The organism is Streptomyces kanasensis (assembly GCF_043077165.1).
In the GTDB taxonomy this organism is placed as follows: Bacteria; Actinomycetota; Actinomycetes; order Streptomycetales; family Streptomycetaceae; genus Streptomyces; species Streptomyces changanensis.
On record NZ_JBIBSF010000010.1, the window covers coordinates 242,125 to 262,318 of the forward strand.

Below are 20,194 nucleotides of genomic sequence, written 5' to 3' on the forward strand. Positions count from 1 at the left end.
CTCCCCGACGGCCCGCGGCGACCGCCCCTCAGCCATTCAGCCCCGCCCCACCTGCGGGAACGCCGGCCGCGGCGGAGCGTGAGCACATGACGTTCGCCTCCGAGGTGCGCAGCGCCGTCACCCCCAGGGCCGCCCTGCTGGTCATCGGCGTGCTCGCGCTGCAGCTACTGTTCATCGCCTCCTACGTGGGCGCCCTGCACGACCCGAAGCCCTCGGACGTCCCCTTCGGGGTGGTCGCGCCGGGAGCCGCCGCCGAGCGGACGGCCGACCGTCTGGGCGGACTGCCCGGTGACCCCCTCGACCCGCGCGTGCTCCCCGACGAGACCGAGGCCCGGCGGCAGATCCGGGAGCGGGAGATCGACGGGGCGCTCGTCGTCGACCCGACGGGCCGCACCGACACCCTGCTCGTCGCCTCCGGCGGCGGCACGGTCCTGGCCACCGCCCTGGAGCGGATCGCCACCGAGGTCGAGCGGCCCGGGCAGCGCACGGTCCGCACGGTGGACGTCGCGCCGGCCTCCCCCGACGACTTCGACGGCCTCTCCGCGTTCTACCTCGTCGTGGGATGGTGCGTGGGCGGCTACCTGCTCGCGTCGATCCTGGCGATCAGCGCGGGCTCCCGGCCCGCCAACACCCTCCGCGCGGTCATCCGGCTCGCCGTGCTCGCGCTTTCCGCGGTCCTCGGCGGCCTGGGCGGCGCGATCATCGTCGGCCCGGTCCTGGGCGCGCTGCCCGGCAGCGTCGCGGCCCTGTGGGGGCTGGGCACGCTGGTCGTCTTCGCCGTCGGCGCGATCACCCTCGCCCTCCAGGCGCTCACCGGCATCGTCGGCATCGGACTGGCCGTCCTGCTGATCGTCATCGCCGGCAACCCCAGCGCGGGCGGCGCCTTCCCGAGCCCCATGCTCCCCGACTTCTGGCGGGCCATCGGCCCCGCCCTGCCGCCGGGCGCGGGCACCTGGGCGGCGCGGTCCATCGCGTACTTCCAGGGCAACGCCGTCTCCGGCGCCCTCCAGGTCCTGTCGATCTGGGCGGTGCTCGGCACGGTGGTCACCCTCGTCGTCTCGTCGCTGCGCCGCGACGCCGACACCCCGGACGAGCCGGTCGGCACCTGACCGGGGCCACACGCACGAGCCCCCCGGCCCGGAGTCCCGGGCCGGGGGGCTTCCCCGCTTCCTGGAGGCGTCAGCCGATCTGCGCGCCGTACCGGGCGAGCGCCTCGGTGACGGGCTGGAAGAACGTCGTCCCGCCGGCCGTGCAGTCCCCGCTGCCGCCGGAGGTCAGGCCGACCGCCGCGTCACCGGAGAAGAGGGAGCCGCCGCTGTCGCCGGGCTCGGCGCAGACGGTGGTCTGGATGAGCCCCTCGACGACCTGCCCGTTGCCGTAGTTGACGGTGGCGTCCAGGCCGGTGACCTCGCCCTCGTGCACCTGGGTCGTGGAACCGCTGCGGGTCACCTTCATGCCGACCGTCGCCTCGGCGGCGCGGGCGATCTGCTGGGAGCCGCCGTCGTACAGGTTGACGGCGCTCGGGTGCTCCACCTCGCGGTCGTACTTGACCAGCGCGAAGTCGTCACCGGGGAACTGCGAGTCGACCATGGTGCCGACCGCGCTCCCGCCCTGCCGGTCGGACCACGCGGAACCGGCGTCCCCGCAGTGGCCGGCGGTGAGGAAGTGCGGCTGGCCGTCCTTGACGACGTTGAAGCCGAGGGAGCAGCGGCCGCCGCCGGTGTGGATGGCGTCGCCGCCGGCGACGAACGGCGTGAAGGTGCCGGCCGACCGCTTCAGCTCCGCCTTGGAGCCGAGCCCCTTCACGACCTGGGTGAGCTTCTCCCAGGAGGCGCCCTTGACGGTGCGGTCGGCGGTGACGACGACCTTGTTGGTCACCGGGTCGACGGCCCAGGAGGTGCCGGGGATGGTCGCCCGGTCCTTCAGGGCCTTCCGGGCGCCCTTGAGTTCGGCGAGGGAGTGCTCGACCATCCGCGCCTCGCCGCCCGCCTCACGGACGGCTTCGGCCGCGGCCTCGTCGACGACGTTCACCACGAGGGTGCGGGAGTCGGCGTCGTAGTACGCGCCCGCGGCGTCCGTCTCGCCGAGCCGCGAACCGAGGGTGGAGGCGAGGTTCCCTGCCGCCTGGACGGACAGGACCTTCGCCTCGAACTGCTGTACATCATCGCTGGCGTTCGCAGTCTGGAAGGTGACCGCGGCGCCCAGCAGAGCCACCACGGCTCCACCGGCGATGGCCGCACGCCTCTGGGGTATGCGTCGGTGCTTCAACATCTACCTCCTGTGGGGGCCGTGCCCGGCGCGTGGGGTGCCTGGCACGGAGGATGGGCCGCCAACTATTCCGAGGCCGACAGCCCGCACACAAGGTCGACTTCAGGACGCGCACACGACCCCCACAGCACTCCCCCTCACCCCCGGGCTACCCCGGGTCACCACTGGTCGGTTCCGATTGCGAACACCCCGTGCAACCACCGGGTGGACAGGACGTGAGGACTAGTCCTGTCTTGATCTTCGGGGGTTTCGGTCGCGGCTTTCGAGGAAGGGCGCCGCAGATGTTGCGGTCAAGGAGGTCCCCGACGGGTGGAGTTCGCGTGGCGGGCGGTGGGGGCGGCAGAGCGTCCGCGTCTTGGGGCGCACACGCGCGGGGCCCCCGCCCGGCGATCCGGACGGGGCCCGCGGGGTGCCGGCGCGCGGGCGCCGGCGGAGGTCATACGGCGTCAGCAGCCGTCACACGGGCAGCAGCAGTCGCAGCCGCAGTCCGGGCAGTCACAGTCGCGGCAGCAGCCCTCGCGCTTCTTGCGGGACCACGGGCCCTCGTACTCCTTGGCGCAGCAGATTCGGCACGTGCAGAAGAGACCGACGAAGACGGCACAGCCCGCCAGCAGGCCGCGCGGCGGCTTGGGTCGCGGCGCCCCGCCACCGCCGGGGCCCCCGGGCCCGCCCGAGCCGCCCGAGCCACCCGACGGCCCGCCGAAGCCACCACCCCCGTGCCCACCCGGCTGCGCCCCGCCGTACGGGTTCCCGGAGCCGTACGGGTTCCCGGAGCCGTACGGGCTTCCGACGCCGTACGGACCGCCCTGCCCGTACGGGCCACCCGGGCCGTGGGGGTCCTGGTGGCCGCCCGGCTGGGGGTGGCCGTGCGGGGGCCGCGGCGCGCCGGGGGCGCCGTACGCCTGGTGCGAGCAGCTCGTCGTGGCGAAGGCCCGGTCCACCGAGCGGCGCAGCTCGTGGGCGAGGAGCTGGTGCAGCAGCCGGTCGTCGACGAACTCGGCGTCCCGCAGCGCGAGGCGCACGCCGTGCGCCGCGTCGTCGGCGAGGCGCCGCGCCTCGGCGAGGGAGGTGCCGGTCGCGGTGAGGGGGTTCCAGGCGCCCGCCGCGGCGTCGGCCTCCCGGTCCTCCACGGCGTCCAGCAGATGGGCGAGGCGGCCGAAGAGGCGGCCGGCCTCGGCGAGGGGCCCGGCGTTGCCCGGCCTGCCCGCCAGGACGGCGGTGTGGGCGAACGCCGCCGCGGTGGCCGTCTCGGTCGGCTCGGTCACGGCCAGGAGGGGGGTGCCGGGCCCGGCCAGCGCCTCGACGCCGGCCTGCCGGTCCACGGCGTCTACCAGGACCGCCGTGTCGAAGCCCAGCTCGCGCCCCGTCCGGGCGCCCGCCGCGTCCCAGCGGTGCGCCACCCGGCGGGCGGCGGCGGCGACGGGGCGGCGGGCCAGCAGCCCGTCCCGGTCGGTGACGTGGTCGCGCACCTTCGCCGAGGCCAGCACCAGCGAGACCGCGGCGGCGAGGCGGGCGCCCTCGCCACGGGCGCGGTGCGCATCGCGCGCAGCGGGCAGGGCCCGGCGGTGCGGCGGGCCCCGGCCGTGCGCTCCGTCTGAGCCTCCGTCAACACGGAGACGATGAGCCCGTCGTAGTTCGTGGCGACGCGGGCGAACTGTCCGTGGTCCGCGCGCAGGGCGAGGCAGAGCCCGCACAGATGGGCCATCCACTCGGCCCGGAGGCCCTCCGTGAGCCGGTGCGAACATGGCCTGACTATTCCGAACATCGATCCCCCGTGTCTGTTCTCGTGCGCGCGGGGCATGGTATCGGCGTCGGCGGTTCACCCGTACGCCCGCCGACTCACCCGACCGGTATGAATTTCATATGTGAGGTACGAGAACCCCGATACGCAGCAAGAACCCTGACGAATCGCCACAACTTCTGCACCAGTACCGTCACGAAACACTCGCGCGGCGACTGTCCACTTGGCGCGCGATCCGCATCATGGACGACCATAGGGGTGCGGAACCACACGTGACCGCGTTGAAAGGAGGCGTCCATGGGATCGGTGCGCAAGGCGAGTGCCTGGCTGGGACTCGTCGAGGACAACGACGAGCGCTACTACGACGACGAGTACGCCGAGCCGGCCGAGAACGGCGACGCCTGGGTGACCGACCCCAGGGTCCGGGTCGCCTCCGAGAGCGCCCGGGAGGAGGGCCGCCGGATCGCCACGGTCTCCCCCGACGGCTTCGGCGACGCCCGGGCGATCGGCGAGCTGTTCCGCGACGGCGTGCCGGTCATCATGAACCTCACCTCCATGGAGCCCGACGACGCCAAGCGCGTCGTCGACTTCGCGGCCGGTCTGACCTTCGGCCTGCGCGGCTCCATCGAGCGGGTGGCCACCCGGGTCTTCCTGCTGACGCCCGCGGACACGCAGATCGTCACCGGGGAGCCCGGGGGCCGCGCCGAGAACGGCTTCTTCAACCAGAGCTGACGGCGGGACCGCTCACCGGAAGGCGTCGAGGCCGGTGAGCGCCTTGCCCAGCACCAGCTGGTGCATCTCGCTGGTGCCCTCGTAGGTGAGCACCGACTCCAGGTTCGTGGCGTGCCGCATGACGGGGTACTCCAGGGAGATCCCGTTGGCCCCGAGGATCGTCCGCGCCGTGCGGCAGATCGCGATCGCCTCCCGCACGTTGTTCAGCTTGCCGAAGCTGACCTGCTCCGGACGCAGCGCCCCCGCGTCCATCCGGCGCCCCAGGTGGTGGGCGAGCAGGATGCCCTTGTGCAGCTCCACCGCCATGTCGGCGAGCTTCGCCTGGGTCAGTTGGAAGCCGCCGATGGGCCGTCCGAACTGCTCGCGCGTCCGCGCGTACTCCAGCGCCGCCTCGAACGAGGAGCGCGCCGCGCCCATGGCGCCCCACACGATGCCGTACCGGGCGTGCGACAGACAGCTCAGCGGGCCCTTGAGGCCGGTGACGCCCGGCAGGACCGCGTCGGCGGGCAGCCGCACGCCGTCCATGACGAGCTCGCTGGTCACGCTGGCGCGCAGCGACCACTTGTGCTTGATCTCGGGCGCCGAGAAGCCGGGGGTGTCCGTCGGCACGGCGAAGCCGCGCACGCCCTCGTCCGTCCGTGCCCACACGACGGCGACGCCGGCGACCGATCCGTTGGTGATCCACATCTTGCGGCCGTCGAGGACCCAGTCGGAGCCGTCCCTCCTCGCGTGCGTCCGCATCCCCGCCGGGTCGGAGCCGTGGTCGGGCTCGGTCAGACCGAAGCAGCCGATCGTCTCCCCCGCCGCCATCGACGGCAGCCAACGCTGCTTCTGCTCCTCCGAGCCGTACGCGTGGATCGCGTACATGGCGAGCGAGCCCTGGACGGAGACGAGGGAGCGGATGCCGGAGTCGGCGGCCTCCAGCTCCAGGCAGGCCAGCCCGTACTGGACGGCGCTCGCCCCGGCGCAGCCGTAGCCCTCCAGCGACATGCCGAGGGCGCCGAGCCCGCCCAGCTCGCGCGCGAGCTCGCGGATGACCGGCAGCTCGCCCTTCTCGTACCACTCGGCGACGTACGGCAGCACCCGGTCCGCCGCCCAGGCGCGCACGGTGTCGCGGACGGCGAGGTCCTCGGGGCCGAGCAGGTCGTCGACGCCGAGCGGGTCGGCGGGATCGAACGGCGGGAGCTTCGAGGGTGTGGGCATACGGGCCTCCGGCGGCTGGCTCGCCAAGCGGACGACGGGGAAACCATCGCTGATCATCACGGTGCCCGCGCGACGTTACGGCTCAGTGTGCCGTGCGTCCAGAGCCCGCCGTCTCGGCGGGGGCCCGCCGTGCCGGCACCCGCGTCCCGTCACCGGGCTGGTGCCGGTCGTGCGGCCCGTGCGCGCCGGACGCGCCGCGCGACGCGGGGACACCGGGGGCAGCGCGGTCGACGGCGGCGTGGTCCGCGTGGTCGGCGGCGTGGTCGGCGGCGGTGGTGGACTCCTGCGCCGGGGCCTCCATCACGCGCGGCAGGCGCAGCGCCATCACCGCCCCGGAGAGCAGCAGGGCCGCGCTGACGGCCAGGGTGACGTGCAGGCCGTGCACGAAGGCGTGGCGCGCCGCGGTGTGCAGCGCCTCGCCCGCGGCGCCGCCGAGCCCGGCGGCCACCTGGTACGCCTCGCCCAGCGAGTTGGACGCGGCGGCCGCCGCTTCGGCGGGCACGCCGGGCACCCGGGCGAGCCCGGGGGCGTACGCGGCGTTCATGACGCTGCCGAGGAGGGCGATGCCCATGCCCGCGCCGAGTTGGTAGGACGTCTCGCCGATGGCCGCCGCGCCGCCCGCGCTGTCGGCGGGGGCCTCGCTGAGCATGGACTCGTAGGCGGCGAACAGCGTCGTCTGGAGCCCGAAGCCGAGCAGCACGAAGCCCACGGTGAGCAGCAGCGGCCGGTCGTGCTGCCCCATGAGCACCAGCAGCAGCACCGACCCGGCGGTGAGCACGAACCCGCCGCCGACCATGCGGCGGGGCCCCACGCGGGCGAGCGTGTACGAGCCGGTGGCGCCCGCGGCCATCGCCGCGAACGTCAGCGGCAGCAACCGCAGCCCCGTCTCCAGGGGGCTGAGGCCGAGGACGAGCTGGAGGTACTGGACGGCGATGAGCTCCAGCCCGACCAGCGCCAGCATGGCGAGCACGATGCAGCCGACGGACGTGGTGAACGCCGCCCGGGAGAACAGCCGCATGTCGATGAGCGGATGGGCGCGCCGCCGCTGGCGCCGCACGAACAGCACGAGCAGCGCGGCCCCGAGGAGCAGCGGGCCGAGCGTCGCCGGGCTGAGGAGCTCGTCGCCCGCGCCGGCCCGCTTCACGCCGATGACCGCGCCGAGCACGCCCGCGGCGGCCATCAGCGCGCCGAGCACGTCCCACGGCCCCTGGCCGCTGCCGCGGGACTCGGGCAGCAGCCAGCGGCCGGCGGGCAGGATCAGCGCCATCAGCGGGATGTTGATCAGGAAGACCGAGCCCCACCAGTAGTGCTCCACGAGGAAGCCGCCGAGCACCGGCCCGGTGGCGGCGCCGATCGCGGCGACGGCCGTCCAGACGCCGATGGCGGTGGCCCGCTCGCGCCGGTCGGGGAAGACGGCGCGGAGGATGGAGAGCGTGGCGGGCATGATCATCGCGCCGCCGACGCCGAGCAGGGCCCGGGCGACGATCAGGACGGCCGGCGTGTCGGCGAACGCCGCGACCGCCGACGCGGCGCCGAAGAGCGCGTAGCCGCCGAGCAGGACCCGGCGCCGCCCGATCCGGTCACCGAGCGTGCCGAAGAGGATCAGCAGCGAGGCGCAGACGAGGGGGTAGGCGTCGACGATCCAGAGCAGGGCGGTGGAGCTCGGGCGCAGGTCCTCGGTGACCGCCGGGACGGCGACGTGGAGGACGGTCGCGTCGAGCGCGACCAGCAGCAGGCTCACACAGAGGACGACCAGGACGACCCAGCGGTTGGTACCGCCGCCGGCGGCACGCAGACGCGCTCCGGCAGTGGTCGTTCCCGACATGTAGGTACCTCCCGCGTGGAACTCTCGCGCTCGGCGGGCGCCGGCCGGGGAGGGGACCTTCCGCGGGGCTGCCCTGCACCTGGGATTCCCCCGGTCGAGCGCGGTCGACCCGTCGGGGAGGGCGAGCGAATGGTCAGCCTACGTGACGTGGGGCGGGTGGCGCGTGGCCCAGCTCTCACCCGTCCACGCCGGGAGGTGTGGCGTGCGCCACGTGCGGCCGCGCGCGCCGACCGTCCCCGGGCGCGCCCCGGCGGGTCCCCCGACACGCCGCGACACGCCGGCGGGCACCCCGAACGGCGTACGAATTGTCACCCCGCCCGGCGCGGTTCCTTTTCCTCCGGCACACAAACACACTTACGGAAGAACCAGGTCCGACATTAGGAGGGGGCGCACCGGCGTCTTTTGGATAAGCGGCGGATAAACAGGCGCCGAGACCCACTCCACATCACATCGTCATCACAAAGAGACCGGAACGGCCTGGCCCGACGCTCACTCGCTGTAACGTCGATTGGGTGCGTACCGACATCTTTGCCCGACTGGACCGGGAGCCGGAACCGCCGAAGATGGAGATCCCGCGGATGAGCCGCACGCGTCTCGCCCTCTTCGGCGGGACGTCCGTGTTCTACCTGGCCATCGTGATCGCCGTGCTGGCGTCCACGTGGCTGGTGCTCATCGACTGGAAGGTCATGCTGTTCCGGCCGTACCAGCAGTGGCCGGAGCTGCACGCGCCGCTCGACTACTTCGTCGTGCTCGGCCAGCGCGGCCCGACGGCCGTGATGGTGGCCGCCTGGCTCGGCTGGCGGTCCTGGCGCCAGCACACGCTGCGCCCGCTGCTCGCCCTCGGCACGGCGCTGCTGCTGCTGAACGTGACGGTCGGCGCCGTCAAGATCGGACTGGGCCGGCTCGGCCCGCACTACGCGACGCAGATCGGCTCGGCCGAGCTCTTCGCGGGCGGCGATATATTCCCTTCGGGCCACACCGCCAACGCCGTCGTGACCTGGGGGATCCTCTCCTACCTGGCCACCACGCCGCGGGCGCGCCGCCATCTGTCCGCCCTCTCCGCCGTGGTGGCCCTGGGCGTCGGCCTCACGACCGTCTACCTCGGTACGCACTGGCTGAGCGACGTCCTGCTGGGCTGGGCGGCGGGGCTGCTGATCCTGCTGGGGCTGCCCTGGTGCGAGCCGCTGATCGCCCGCGCCGAGGTGATGATCCTCTCCGCCCGGGACCGGCTGCGCGACCGGCTGCGGGAGCGCCGCCGTCCCACGGCCCCCGCGCTGCCCCTCACGCCGGTGCTGCCGCCGGGCGGGCTGGTGCCGGCCATGCAGCCGCAGCGGTCGGTGGCCGAGTGCCCGGACGGGGCACTGCCGGACTTCCCGGTGGACGACCCCGCGCGCGAACCGGCCCAGCCCGGCCCGGTGGGCGCCCAGCCCGCCGGGCTCCACGCGGGGAGCATCCGCGCGACGCTGTCGCAGCCCCGTGTCCACCACGCGGTGCTGCGCTCGGAGCGGACGCCCGTCACCCCGGCGGGCAGCCGCCGCCCGCCCCGGTCCCGGCCGGTCACGGGCGGCTGACGGACCGCCGGTCCGCGGACGCGTACAGGGAAGGGCCCCGGCCGACGCGCCGGGGCCCTTCCGCGTACCGGGGCGCCACCCCGCCTCGCCCACCGGTCACCCGGCGCGCACCGGCCGCCGTACGGGGGCCACCCGGCGGACGCTCGGTGCGGGTTCTCCGTGGAGGGTCAGCCCAGCCAGCAGCGGATGACGGTGTGGTCGCGCACCTCGAAGTTGATGCGGCCGGCGACGTACTCGAGGGTGATGATCGACCCCGGCGGCACGGCCCGGACGGTCGTCCAGCCGCGGGAGCGGGCCCGCCGCTCGGCGTCGCGGTCGTCGAGGCCGACGTAGGGGCCGGGGTCGTCGTCGGGGTGCGCGGGGGGTGACGCGGGTATCGGTGCCATGCCCTCACCGTAGGGGTGCGTACACGGCCCCCGCCATCCGCCCGTACGCGGTGTGTCACATGTGTGTCACAGCCACCCGGCGGGCGGGCCGGGCGCCGTCCCGGGCGCCGGGAGGGCTGGTGAGGGGCCTTCCCGACGAATTCCCCCCGCACTTCGCACCCGCCTATTCAGTGGCGGACGAATTCCCTTCCCCGCACTTCACCCGACCGTGTCGGCCACGTTTGATTCACGGCCTCTCCACATGTTTCCCGCATTTCCCCGGCGGCCGAACGCACGGGTTCCGCGGTTACGGCGGACGGCCCGCCGGGAGGCCCGGGGCGTCACTCGACCGGGTGTTCCACGCGGTCCGCCGCGGGGGTCCGGCGGGCGGCCGAGCGGTCGAGCGCGCGGCCCGGACGGTCCCGGACGGCCCTGATGTGGTCGTCCAGATCCCGGGGCTCCAACACCTCGAACCCGCATCCCAGCAGCACGACGGGGATGACGAGCACGTCGAAGGCGGCCGCCCCGGTGTGCAGCAGTCAGCTGGTGTCTCCCTCCGCCTCCAGGACGCCGTCGGCCACGCTGAGCGCCTTCGCGGCCTCGTGGGCCGGGGCGTGCAGCCGGACCACCGCGCGGGCCGCGTACGGCGCCGTGGCCGCCCCCCGGGCGACGTAGGCGGCCAGGTCCGTCCGCGGGCGGGGTGCCGGGGGCGAACCGCGGGTCGTGGGGCGGCGTGGGGGTGATCCGGTCCACGCGGAAGGTGCGCCAGTCGGCGCGGTCCACGTCCCAGGCCACCAGGTACCGGCGGCGCTCCGTGCACACCAGGCGGTGCGGCTCCGCGGTGCGGCGCGTGGCGGATCCGTTGTGGTCCCGGTGGGCGAACCGCAGCCGGGTGTGTCCCGGCAGCGCCCGCCGGCTCCGTGAGGACGCCGGCGTCGACCTGCTGCCCCTCCTGCGGGGCGCGCAGCGCCGGCCCGGTGTACGCGGTGAGCGCGCCGACGCGGCGGCGCAGCCGCCCGGGCGGCACCTGGTCCAGCTTGGCCAGGGCCCGCAGCGACGTCTCGCCGGTGCCGGGCCTCGCGTGCACCGGGTGGCCGAGTTCACGCAGCCGGTCCACGTCGCGGCGGACCGTGCGCGGGGTGACACCGAGCCGTTCGGCGAGGGCGGGCCGGACCAGTCGCGGTGCGCCTGGAGCAGGGACAGCAGGCGCAGCAGTCGCGCCGAGGTCTCCCACATGCGGACGCGTCTTCCGATCGCCACGCACGGGTACGGTCCGCGACCCACGGCCGCCGCGCCGGCCCGCAGCCGGGCCGACGGCCGGAACCGGGGCCGGGCGGACGGCCGGAACCGACGGCCCGGCCACGGGGCAGGGGCCGGGGCGGGGGCGGCAGGGCCGCCGGGGCCTACGGGGTGACGCGTACGCAGAGCTCGTTCTCGCCGGTGTAGCAGGGCGCGGCCCGGTAGCCGTCGCCCCGGTGCTCCGGGTAGACGAAGACGTTCCTGCGGTCCCACACGTCGTCGAGGACGCGGGCGATCCGGACCGCGTCGGCGCCGGCGGCGGGCCGCAGCCACAGCCGCCACATCCGCCGGCCCTCCAGGGGCGGCAGGGCGAGCGGCGCGTACGGGAGCGTGAAGGCGAACGTGTCCTTCCCGCCCTCGGCCGGCACCTCGTGGACCTGGTCGTCGGAGCGCGCCTCGGCCGTCGCGCCGGCGCCGAGCCGGACGCCGTACAGCACGCCCGTCACGGTGCAGCCCGCGTCGCCGAAGGTGATGTCCCCGGCCTCGGCGTGCCGGGGGCGCAGCCAGGCGCGCACGCCGAGGCGGCCGTCGGGCGTGGGGAAGGGGACGCGCGGCGCCACCGGTCCGGACGGCTCCGGCCTGCGGTCGACGAGGGCGCGCACGTCGCGGATGCCCGGCTCCACGGGCCGGTCGCCGAGGAGGACGTCCCAGCGGCCCTCGGCGAGTTCGAGCCCGGGGGGCAGGTCGGCCCGCGACCGGCCGTCGCCGGCCGGGGTGAGCGGCAGCCGGACCTCCTCGGCGCCACCGGGGCCGGTGCGGCGGAGCACCAGGTCGGGCGCGGCCGGGTCGTGGCCCGTGGTGTGGAAGGTGAGGCCGCCCGCCGGGTCCGCGACGCAGTCGGCGCGCGGCGCCCGGGGCGCGGTCGTGGATCCGGTCATGCGCGCTTCCCCTTCCGGAGTACGTCGGCGGCCTGGTAACGGACGGTGAACGCGGTGTCGAGCACGGCGCCGCGGGCGCGGTGGAGCGCGTCCCGGGCGCGGCCGCGGCCGCCGGAGCCGGAGCCGGAGCCGGGTCCGCGGGCGACCAGCTCGGTGAAGATCGCCTCGTGCCGCTCGGCGATCCGTGCGGGGTCGAAGCGGCGGGACGCGGCGAGCGCCGCCTGACCGGCGCGGCGGCGCAGGTCGTCGTCCTGGATGAGGCCGAGCAGCGCGTCGGCGACCGCGTCGGCGTCTCCGACGGGGACGAGCCGCCCGTCGACGCCGTCCTCGATGATCTCGCCGGGACCGTGGGGGCAGTCGGTGGAGACGACCGGCAGGCCGCACCGCATGGCCTCGACGATGGTCATGCCGAAGGACTCCAGACGTGAGGTGACGGCCGCGACCGACCCCTTCACCCACTCCGGTTCCAGCGGGTTGGCCGGGCCCATCAGGAAGACGTGGTTGTGCAGCCCGTGCCGTTCGATCAGCGCGCGGAGGGCGGTGCGCTCGTTGCCGGTGGCGTCACCGGAGCCGTAGATCCGCAGCCGCCAGTCGGGGCGGGCGGCGACGACCTTCGCGAACGCCTCGACCAGCAGGTCGTACCGCTTGACCTGGGTGAGCCGACCGGCGGCGACCACCCACTTGGCGGTGGAGTCGGCCGCGGGGACGCTCGGGGCGGGGACGCTGTTGGGGACGGCGTCGATGCGCACCCCGGGCAGCTTGAGCCGGGTGCGGTACGAGCGGGCGTCGGCCTCGGTGACCGTGGTGACCGCGTCGAGCAGCGGGTAGCGGAAGCCGATCTCGCGGCGCAGCCGGTAGCCGTGGCTGTCGAGGGTCAGGTGCTCCTGGCCGACCCGGACCGGGCCGCGCCGGGTCTGGCGGGCGATGTGCATGTTGAGGCCCGGGCGGGTGCCGACGACGACGTCCGCCCCGACCGTCCGCAGGTGCGCGGCGATGCGGGCGTCGGTGAGCCGGCTGTACTGCTTCCAGCGGCCGTCGCCGCGCGGGAAGACCCGGGCGGGCCGGGTGTAGTCGGGGTGGTCGCCGTCGTACCCGGGGCTGCCCTTGCGCAGGTCGACCAGGTGCTTCATGGTCACGCCGGCGGGGGCGCCGAGGGTCGGCTCGTCGCGGTGGCGGAAGACGGAGACGATCTCCACGTCGTGCCGGGCGGCGAGGGCCTCCGCGAGGTTGAAGGTCGTGCGGATGGTGCCGCCGATCCCGTAGGCGTTGTGGAGCAGGAAGGAGATGTGCATCGCGCCGCCGGGTCCCCCAGGTCGATAGGTCGTCGAGTGGACTGTACTCGGCCGTCACGGGCGGTAGCCAAGCTGGGGGACGGTGGCGCAGGTGCGGTCCATGTCGCCCTGGGTGACCCAGCCCCGGCCGTCCCGCCAGCGGGCCACGGACAGGCAGGTGCGGCGGGTGCGCGGCGGCGAGGCGAGGCGCTCGAACCGCACGGGCAGGAGCAGCCCGCGCGCGGTGTACGGCTCGCGGCGGGTGAGGAACCGTTCGACGCAGGCGCGGGTGAGGGCGCCGGAGCGGAGGCAGGAGCGGGCCGCGTCGGTGAACCACATGGCGGCGGCCCAGCCCTCCAGCTGCCACTGGGAGCGGGCGCCGACGCCCCTCGTGTGGGTGTCCATGGCGGTGCGGAACTCCCGTACGGCCGGGTGGGACGGGTCGTCGTGGTTGCGGCTGGAGCCGGTCGCCCACAGGGCGTTGCGGCAGCGCGGGGAGCGGCGGTGGTCCTCGGCGACCTCGGAGGTCCAGTTCTGGACGTTGGTGACCTTCACCGCGGGGACGGCGTCGACGGCTTCCATGGCCTCGCACAGGCGGGCGTTGCCGTGGCTGTCGAGCGCGTCGAGGACGAGGTCGACGCGCTGGGCGCGCAGGTCGGCGGCGACGGCCCGGAAGTTGGGCAGGGCGAAGTCGACCTGCCCGGGGACGACGCGGTACCCCTCGGCGCGCAGCCCCAGGGTGAGGAGACGGGCGTAGGCGGCGGAGGCGGGTTGGTTGTAGGAGACGACGGCGGCGGTGCGCGCGCCGTGGGCGCGCTTGAAGTAGCGGTAGACCTCGGTGCCGCCGTACAGGACGCCGTCCCAGCCGGGCCGGTCGCCGGTGCGGGGCGCCGAACTGCCGTGGATGCCGTACAGGTGGGGGTGGGTGTCGTAGGCGGGCCCGATGGGCTGGCCGCCGATGTCGGGCACGCCGGCGGCGGAGACCCGCGCGGCGCCGGCGTAGTCGAGGGCGGTGGTGGCGACGAGGGCGAACACCTTCCGCTCGTCGAGCAGCCGGGTGACGCACGTGTGGTTGCCGACGCCGCTGCCGCCGTCGTCGCAGGTGACGGCCTCGACCCGGCGGCCGTCGAGGCCGCCGCGGGCGTTGAGGGCGGCGAAGTAGGCGAGGGCGCCGTCGCGCGGCCCGGTGAACGCGTCCCCGCCGACGGGGCTGGTCGCGCTGGTGATGACGCCCACGCGGATCGGTGGGGCGCCCGGCGTGGCCGCCGTCGGCCGCGGGCCGGCGTCGCGGTCCGGCAGGCGGCTGCCGCAGGCGGCGCTCAGCGTGAGGACCGCCGCGAGCGCCGCCCGGAGGACGAGGTCAGCAGCCCGGGACGGCCGCATTGCCGCTGATCTTGACCAGCGCGCAGAGGGTGGAGCGGGAGACCTTCCAGATGCCGTCCTGGTAGACGGCGGTGCCCTTGGAGTCGGTGAGGGCGGGGCTCGGGCCCACGACGAGGTCGTAGGTGACGTTCGCCTGGGTCGCCGACGCGAAGTCGACCTCCTTGACCTTCGCGGAGGTCTTGGCGGCGTTCGCGTCGCCGCTGAAGGCGTCGAGGACGGGGCGCATCTGCTCGCCGTTCTCCAGGAGCCGGACCTTCTCGTCGGTGGGGGTCTTCGGGTCGAAGAACGCCGTCCAGTTCTTCTCGACCTCCTTCCTGGCGGCCGCCTCGTCGGCGGGCGCGTCGGTGGCGCCCGTGGGCGAACCGGTGGGGTCGGGTGCGGACGAGGTGGTCTGGATCGCCGGGGACTGCGCCGCGTCGCTGGCGTCCTCGCTCCCGCCGCACGCCGTGGCCAGGGGGACGAGCGTGAGGACGGCGGCGGCCGCCAGCGCTGTGGAGCGGGCGCGGAGCCCGCCGGGGGTCGCGTGGACCATCTGGGTCACCACCGGGGTCTGTTCCTGCGCGGAAAGGGCGTTCACCGCATAGTGCAAGGAATCATCATGTGTCGCCATCGGAGTGGAGCGAAGGGGTGCGGATGCCGCGACTGCCGGGGTGGCGACCGCTGCGGTGGGGCGGTCCCGCCGCGCTCGCCGCGGGCGCCGTGCTGTGCGTGCTGGGCTGGTACGGCGTGTCGGGCGAGCGGTCCGCGGAACGGCAGCTCCCCTATCTGGCGTCCGGCACGGTCCCCGGGGCGGCGCTCCTCGTGGTCGGCGCGGTGTGGATCGCCGCGGCGGCCCGTACCCCGGCCGCCCCGGGCCCCACCGCCCAGAATCCGGACGCCGAGGGCGGGGAGGGCGGCGGTGCCGTCCGCCCGTCGTCCGACGCGCCCCCCGTGCGGGTCCCGCGCGGCACGCTGGCCCACCGCCCGGACTGCCCGTTGGTGGCGGGCAGGCCCGAGGCGGTCCCCGCGGGGGACGCCCCGCTGCGGCCCTGCCCGGTGTGCGAACCGGGCCCGAGGGACGGCGACCGGCCGCCCGGCGACGCGTCGGCGGGCGGGACGGCGGCCCCCGGGGCCGGGCCGCCGTGAACACCCTGACGTACGAGCTCCTCCTCGCCGGGCTGGCGGTCGGCGGCGCGGCGGCCCTCTCGGGCGTCGGGCTGGTCGTCACGCACCGCGCGACCGGCGTGCTGAACCTCGCCCACGGGGCGGTCGCGATGGTCTGCGCCTACGTGCTGCGCCAGTTGACGGTCGAGTGGGGGTGGCCGCTCGGCCCGGCCGCCTGCCTCACCCTGCTCGTCGTCGCGCCCGGCATCGGGCTGCTGCTCGACCGGGCGGTGTTCCGTCCGGTGGCGTCGGGGGGCGGTGACGACCCGGCACGCGCGCTGGTGGCGTCGATCGGCGTGTTCGTCCTCCTCGTGGGCGGCGCCGCGCTCGTGTGGGGCGGTGGCGCGCGGGCGGACGTACCGGTGCTGCTGGGTGACGCCCCGTGGACGTGGCCCGCGGTGGCCGTGGCGGTGGCCCTCGCAGTGGGCGCCGCGACCCGCTGGACCGGGCCGGGGCGGGAGTTGCGGGCGGTGGTGGACGACCGGGAGCTGGCGTCGCTGGGCGGGATCGCCGCCGACCGGGTGGCGGCGGCGGGCTGGGCGTTCGGCTCGTTCACGGCGGGCCTCACGGGGGTGCTGCTCGCCCCGTACGTGCGGCTCGACCCGTACGGGCTGCCGCTGCTCGTGCTGGAGGTCGTCGCGGTCGCCGTCGCGGCCCGCATGCGCAGCCTGCCGGTGGCCGTGGCGGTGGCCCTCGCGGTGGGCGTGGCGCAGGCGCAGCTGACGCGGCTTCACCCGGAGGGCTGGGCGGGGCCGCTGGTGGGGGCGGTGGCCGCGAACCTGTTCGCGGTGGCGCTGCTGGTCGCGGCGCTGGTGGTGCCCGCGGTGGGCCCGGACGGATCGGACGCGCCGGGACGTGGACCGAGGGACCACGGACCGGCCGGGTACGCGGGGGCGGGACGCGGACCGACCGGGTACGGGCCGCGCGGGTACGGCCCCGGGGCGCGCGGTGCGGCGGGCACACGGGTGCCTCCCGCCGTGTGGCCGGCCGTGGCGGTGCTGTTCGCGCTGCCGCTCGGCCTCGCCGGGCCGGACCTGCGGACGGCGGTCCAGGTGCCGGCCCTCGCGGTCGCCCTGCTGTCGCTCGTCGTGGTGACGGGCCGGGCCGGGCAGATCTCCCTCGGGCAGGCGGCGTACGCGGGCCTCGGCGCGCTCTTCACGGCCTGGCTGGCGGCGGGCCGGCTGCCCGGTCTGCCCCGTCTGCCCGAACCGGCCGCGCTGGCCGTGGCGGTGCTGCTGGTCGCACCGCTGGGGCTGCTGGTCGGTCGCCCCGCGATCCGGCGGCGCGGGCCCGCCCTCGCCCTCGTGACGCTGGCGGTGGGCGTCGTGGTGAGCCGGTTCGTCCTGGCGCAGCCGTACGCGACGGCGGGCCTGGTCGTCGAGCGCCCGGCCGGTTTCCTGACGGACCGCCGCTTCTACGTCCTGGAGCTGCTCGTCCTGGCGGGCGCGCTGGCCGCCGTCGGGGCGCTGCGCCGGGGCCGTACGGGACGGGCCCTGGCGGCGCTGCGCGACCACGAACCGGGCGCTGCCGCGGCGGGCGTACCGGTGCCGGGGCTCAAGCTGCTCGCGTTCGTGGCGGGCGCGGCGCTGGCGGCGCTGGGCGGGGGGTTGCTCGGCATGGGGGCGCGTGCCTTCGACGCGGCGGCGTTCGACCCGGTGCGGGCGCTGCTGTGGTTCGCCGTCGTGGTGGTGCTGGGCGCCGACAGCCTGCTGGCGCCCCTGGTGGGCGCGGCACTGCTGGTGGGCCTGGACGCGGGCGCGCGGGGTGGCGCGGCGGCCGCCCTCGTCGGCCTGCTGGCGGCCTTCGCGGGGCGGGTACCACCCCTGACGTCCCTGCTGCCGGCCCGCACCCGCAGACCGACACGGGCCCGGGCCGCCGACCGGCCCTCACCGGACGCCCCGGCCCCGGCACCCGGCCCGGGCCCCACGGCCACCCCGGGCCGAGAGGCCATCCCGGGCCGAGAGGCCATCCCGGGCCGGGAGGCGGCCCCCGCCCGTGCCGGCGGCCCGGGTCCGCAACACGACTCGGCTCGGGCCCCGAAACGCGGTCCGGCCCCGCCGGACGCCCGGGCCGGGGCGGACGGTCCTCCCCCGGCGCACCGGCCGACCCCCGTCCGGCGCCGCGCCCCGTGGCGGCGCACCCCTCCCCCGGGGCCGCCCGTGGCGGGCGCGTCCGGTACGGCGCCCCGGCTGCGCGCGCACGGGCTCACCGTGCGGTACGCCGGGGCCACGGCGCTCGACGGGGTCGACCTCGCGCCGGGCCCGGGCCGGGTCACGGCGCTCGTGGGTCCCAACGGTGCCGGGAAGAGCACCCTGTTCCACTGCCTCGCCGGGGCCGTGCGGCCCGCCGCCGGGCGCGTCACGCTCGACGGCACCGACATCACCCGGCGCCCCGCGCACGCCCGGGCCCGTCTGGGGATCGCCCGGACGTTCCAGGAACCTGCCGTCTTCCCCACCCTGACCGTCGAGGAGAACGTCCTGCTCGGGGCCGAGCAGGGCCGGGTGCGCGACGCCCCGCGCACCGCCGCCGAACAGGCGCTGCGGCTGCTGGGCCTGGACGGGCCGGTCAGACACCGGCCCGCCGCCGGACTGCCGACGGGCACCCTGCGCCGGATCGAGTTGGGCCGGGCGCTCGCGGGCCGGCCGCACACACTGCTGCTCGACGAGCCCACCGCGGGCCTGGACGACGCCGAGACCGCCGCGCTCGCCCGTGTCCTCGCGGCCCTCGCCGCCGACGGCACGGCCGTCCTCGTCGTCGCACACGACCCGGACCTGGTGGCCGGCATCGCGCACACCGTCCATGTGCTGGAGGCCGGGAGGATCGTGGCGTGAGCGTCGAGATGGAGCTGCGCGGCGTCCGCGTCCGCTACGGGCCACTGGAGGCGCTGCACGGCGTCGACCTGCCCGTGCCCGCCGGGACCGCCACCGTACTGCTCGGCCGCAACGGCTCGGGCCGCACCACCGTGCTGCGCGCGTTCGCCGGCACCGTCCGCCCGGCGTCCGGCCGGGTGCTGTGGCGCGGCGAGGACGTGACGCGCGTACCGGCCCACCGGCGGGCGCGCCGGGGACTGTGCTTCGTACCGGACCTGCGCGCCGTGCACGCGACCCTCACCGTCGCCGAGAACCTCCGCCTCGCCGCGGACGGCGGGGACCTCACCGCCGCCCTCGACGCCTACCCGGAGCTGCGGCCGCTGCTCGCCCGTCGCGCCGGCTCCCTCTCGGGCGGCGAGCGGCGGATGCTCGCCGTGTCGCGGGCGCTGTCCCGGCCCGCGCGCGTCGTCCTCGTCGACGAGCCCGCCCTCGGCATGTCCCCGGCGGTGGCGACGCGCACGTACGCCCTGCTGGGCCGGGTGTGCGCGGGCGGCGCGGCGCTCGTCACGGCCGAGCAGCGGCTCCCCGGCGGCCTGCCGCCCGGCACGCTCGTCCACGAACTGCGGCGGGGCGCCGTCGTGTTCAGCGGGGAGGCGGCGGAGTGGCCACCGGAGCCGGGGCCGCGGACGGGGCCGGGCTCGCCGGCGCGTCCGGGACCGGGGCCGCGGACGGGGCCGGGCTCGCCGGCGCGTCCGGGGCCGGGGCCGCCGTCGGGATCGGGGCCGGGGTGACGCCGGCGTCCGCGGTCGGGATCGGGGCCGGCACGGGCGCCGGGGTGGGAGCCGGCGCCGGGGTCGAGGGCGTCGAAGGGGGCGGAGAGCCCGCCGCGCCCTCCGGGACGCGCAGCATCACCCCGGGTCTGATCAGGTCGGGGTCGTCGCCCACGAGGTCCCGGTTCACCGCGTACACCGCCCGCCACCCGCCCTCGACGCGGAAGAGCCGCGCGACCGCGCTGAGCGTGTCGCCCGGCCGCACGGTGTGGGCGCGGCCGGACAGCCCGTACCGCGCGGAGCACTCGGGCCAGGCGCGCCAGCCCTGCCAGCGCAGCACCTCCTGCGCGACGGCCACCTGCTGCGCACGTCCGGCCAGGTCGGCGCGGGGCGCGTACGCCGTCCCGCCGTACGCCTCCCAGGTCGACTGGCGGAACTGCAGCCCGCCGTAGTAGCCGTTGCCGGTGTTCACGTCCCAGCGCCCGCCGCTCTCGCAGAGCGCGACGCACCCCCAGGGCCAGTCCCCGGGACAGTCGGCGGGCGTGCCCTTCCCGGCGGGCGGGTGTCCGTGGGCGTGGCCCTGCTCGGGCCCGGGGGCGGGCGGCCCCGGCGCGGGCGACCCGCCGGGAACCGGCGGGTCGCCCGCGTCACCGGCCACCGCGCCGGGCCCCGCCGCGCCGAACGCCGGTGCCGGGGCGAAGCCGAGGAGGAAGGCGACGAGCCCCAGGAGGAGGCCGCCGAGAACGGGGGCGGAGCGGATGGCGGGGGCGGAGCGGGCAGCGGCCGGGGCGCGCGGTGGGACGACGGCAGCGGACCCCGCCGGCTTCGACGGCATCGGCATCGGCATCGGCATCGGCATCGGCATCGGGCCACGCTAGGCGCCCCGCCCCGCCCCGGCCGCGTGCCGCACGGCGTGCCCCGCCGCCGCGCCGCAC

The 20,194-nt window shown here is 76.3% G+C and carries 14 protein-coding genes and 3 pseudogenes; 6 read left to right on the forward strand and 11 right to left on the reverse strand.

The window, feature by feature from the left end:
* The first annotated feature begins 86 nt into the window (after positions 1–86).
* Positions 87–1,109 (forward strand): DUF3533 domain-containing protein, encoded by a 1,023-nt coding sequence (locus ACF053_RS24645; protein WP_391955939.1) that lies wholly within the window; start codon positions 87–89, stop codon positions 1,107–1,109.
* Between the two features lie 70 nt (positions 1,110–1,179).
* On the opposite strand, the gene ACF053_RS24650 is transcribed toward ACF053_RS24645, so the two are convergent.
* On the reverse strand, positions 1,180–2,268 hold the full coding sequence (locus ACF053_RS24650; RefSeq protein ID WP_391955989.1) for a S1 family peptidase: 1,089 nt from the start codon (positions 2,266–2,268) through the stop codon (positions 1,180–1,182).
* Positions 2,269–2,714: 446 nt separating this feature from the next.
* Positions 2,715–4,033 (reverse strand): annotated as a pseudogene (locus ACF053_RS24655) (DUF5685 family protein).
* A gap of 273 nt (positions 4,034–4,306) precedes the next feature.
* Here ACF053_RS24655 and ACF053_RS24660 point away from each other — a divergent pair.
* Positions 4,307–4,741 carry a cell division protein SepF gene (locus ACF053_RS24660; protein WP_058943456.1) on the forward strand — a complete coding sequence of 145 codons (435 nt, stop codon included), beginning with the start codon at positions 4,307–4,309 and terminating at the stop codon, positions 4,739–4,741.
* Between the two features lie 12 nt (positions 4,742–4,753).
* Here ACF053_RS24660 and ACF053_RS24665 read toward each other — a convergent pair whose 3' ends face one another.
* Both ACF053_RS24665 and ACF053_RS24670 read right to left on the reverse strand, forming a co-directional pair.
* Positions 4,754–5,944, reverse strand: coding sequence for an acyl-CoA dehydrogenase family protein (locus ACF053_RS24665; RefSeq protein WP_391955940.1), 1,191 nt, complete (start codon positions 5,942–5,944; stop codon positions 4,754–4,756).
* Positions 5,945–6,026: 82 nt separating this feature from the next.
* Positions 6,027–7,769 carry an MFS transporter gene (locus tag ACF053_RS24670; RefSeq protein ID WP_391955941.1) on the reverse strand — a complete coding sequence of 581 codons (1,743 nt, stop codon included), beginning with the start codon at positions 7,767–7,769 and terminating at the stop codon, positions 6,027–6,029.
* A 512-nt stretch (positions 7,770–8,281) separates the two neighbouring features.
* On the opposite strand from ACF053_RS24670, the gene ACF053_RS24675 reads away from it, so the two are divergent.
* On the forward strand, positions 8,282–9,340 hold the full coding sequence (locus ACF053_RS24675; RefSeq protein ID WP_391955942.1) for a phosphatase PAP2 family protein: 1,059 nt from the start codon (positions 8,282–8,284) through the stop codon (positions 9,338–9,340).
* Positions 9,341–9,507: 167 nt separating this feature from the next.
* On the opposite strand, the gene ACF053_RS24680 is transcribed toward ACF053_RS24675, so the two are convergent.
* From ACF053_RS24680 to ACF053_RS24705, 6 genes and pseudogenes are all read right to left on the reverse strand, one after another.
* The gene (locus tag ACF053_RS24680; protein ID WP_391955943.1) at positions 9,508–9,726 is read right to left on the reverse strand and encodes an I78 family peptidase inhibitor; all 219 of its coding nucleotides are present in this window, start codon (positions 9,724–9,726) and stop codon (positions 9,508–9,510) included.
* Between the two features lie 320 nt (positions 9,727–10,046).
* Positions 10,047–10,941, reverse strand: a pseudogene (locus ACF053_RS24685) (helix-turn-helix transcriptional regulator).
* 167 nt (positions 10,942–11,108) lie between these two features.
* Positions 11,109–11,882, reverse strand: a complete 774-nt coding sequence (locus ACF053_RS24690; protein ID WP_391955944.1) for a hypothetical protein — start codon at positions 11,880–11,882, stop codon at positions 11,109–11,111.
* Positions 11,879–13,174 carry a glycosyltransferase family 4 protein gene (locus tag ACF053_RS24695; protein WP_391955945.1) on the reverse strand — a complete coding sequence of 432 codons (1,296 nt, stop codon included), beginning with the start codon at positions 13,172–13,174 and terminating at the stop codon, positions 11,879–11,881. The genes ACF053_RS24690 and ACF053_RS24695 overlap by 4 nt, the downstream gene beginning before the upstream one ends.
* Positions 13,175–13,228: 54 nt before the next feature.
* Positions 13,229–14,536 carry an ABC transporter substrate-binding protein gene (locus ACF053_RS24700; protein ID WP_391955946.1) on the reverse strand — a complete coding sequence of 436 codons (1,308 nt, stop codon included), beginning with the start codon at positions 14,534–14,536 and terminating at the stop codon, positions 13,229–13,231.
* Positions 14,514–15,125 carry a hypothetical protein gene (locus ACF053_RS24705; protein ID WP_391955947.1) on the reverse strand — a complete coding sequence of 204 codons (612 nt, stop codon included), beginning with the start codon at positions 15,123–15,125 and terminating at the stop codon, positions 14,514–14,516. The genes ACF053_RS24700 and ACF053_RS24705 overlap by 23 nt, the downstream gene beginning before the upstream one ends.
* Positions 15,126–15,136: 11 nt before the next feature.
* Between ACF053_RS24705 and ACF053_RS24710 the strand changes: the two genes are divergently transcribed.
* The 3 genes and pseudogenes from ACF053_RS24710 to ACF053_RS24720 all read left to right on the forward strand — a co-directional run.
* Entirely contained in the window at positions 15,137–15,661 is a 525-nt protein-coding gene (locus tag ACF053_RS24710; RefSeq protein ID WP_391955948.1) for a hypothetical protein, read from the forward strand.
* Positions 15,658–18,510, forward strand: coding sequence for an ABC transporter permease subunit (locus ACF053_RS24715; RefSeq protein ID WP_391955949.1), 2,853 nt, complete (start codon positions 15,658–15,660; stop codon positions 18,508–18,510). The genes ACF053_RS24710 and ACF053_RS24715 overlap by 4 nt, the downstream gene beginning before the upstream one ends.
* Positions 18,507–19,175 (forward strand): annotated as a pseudogene (locus tag ACF053_RS24720) (ATP-binding cassette domain-containing protein); the annotation flags it as partial. The gene ACF053_RS24715 and the pseudogene ACF053_RS24720, both read left to right, overlap by 4 nt.
* Here the strand turns inward: ACF053_RS24720 and ACF053_RS24725 are convergent.
* Positions 19,132–20,124 carry a transglycosylase family protein gene (locus ACF053_RS24725; RefSeq protein ID WP_391955950.1) on the reverse strand — a complete coding sequence of 331 codons (993 nt, stop codon included), beginning with the start codon at positions 20,122–20,124 and terminating at the stop codon, positions 19,132–19,134. The pseudogene ACF053_RS24720 and the gene ACF053_RS24725 sit on opposite strands and share 44 nt — an antisense overlap.
* Between the last annotated feature and the right edge of the window lie 70 nt (positions 20,125–20,194).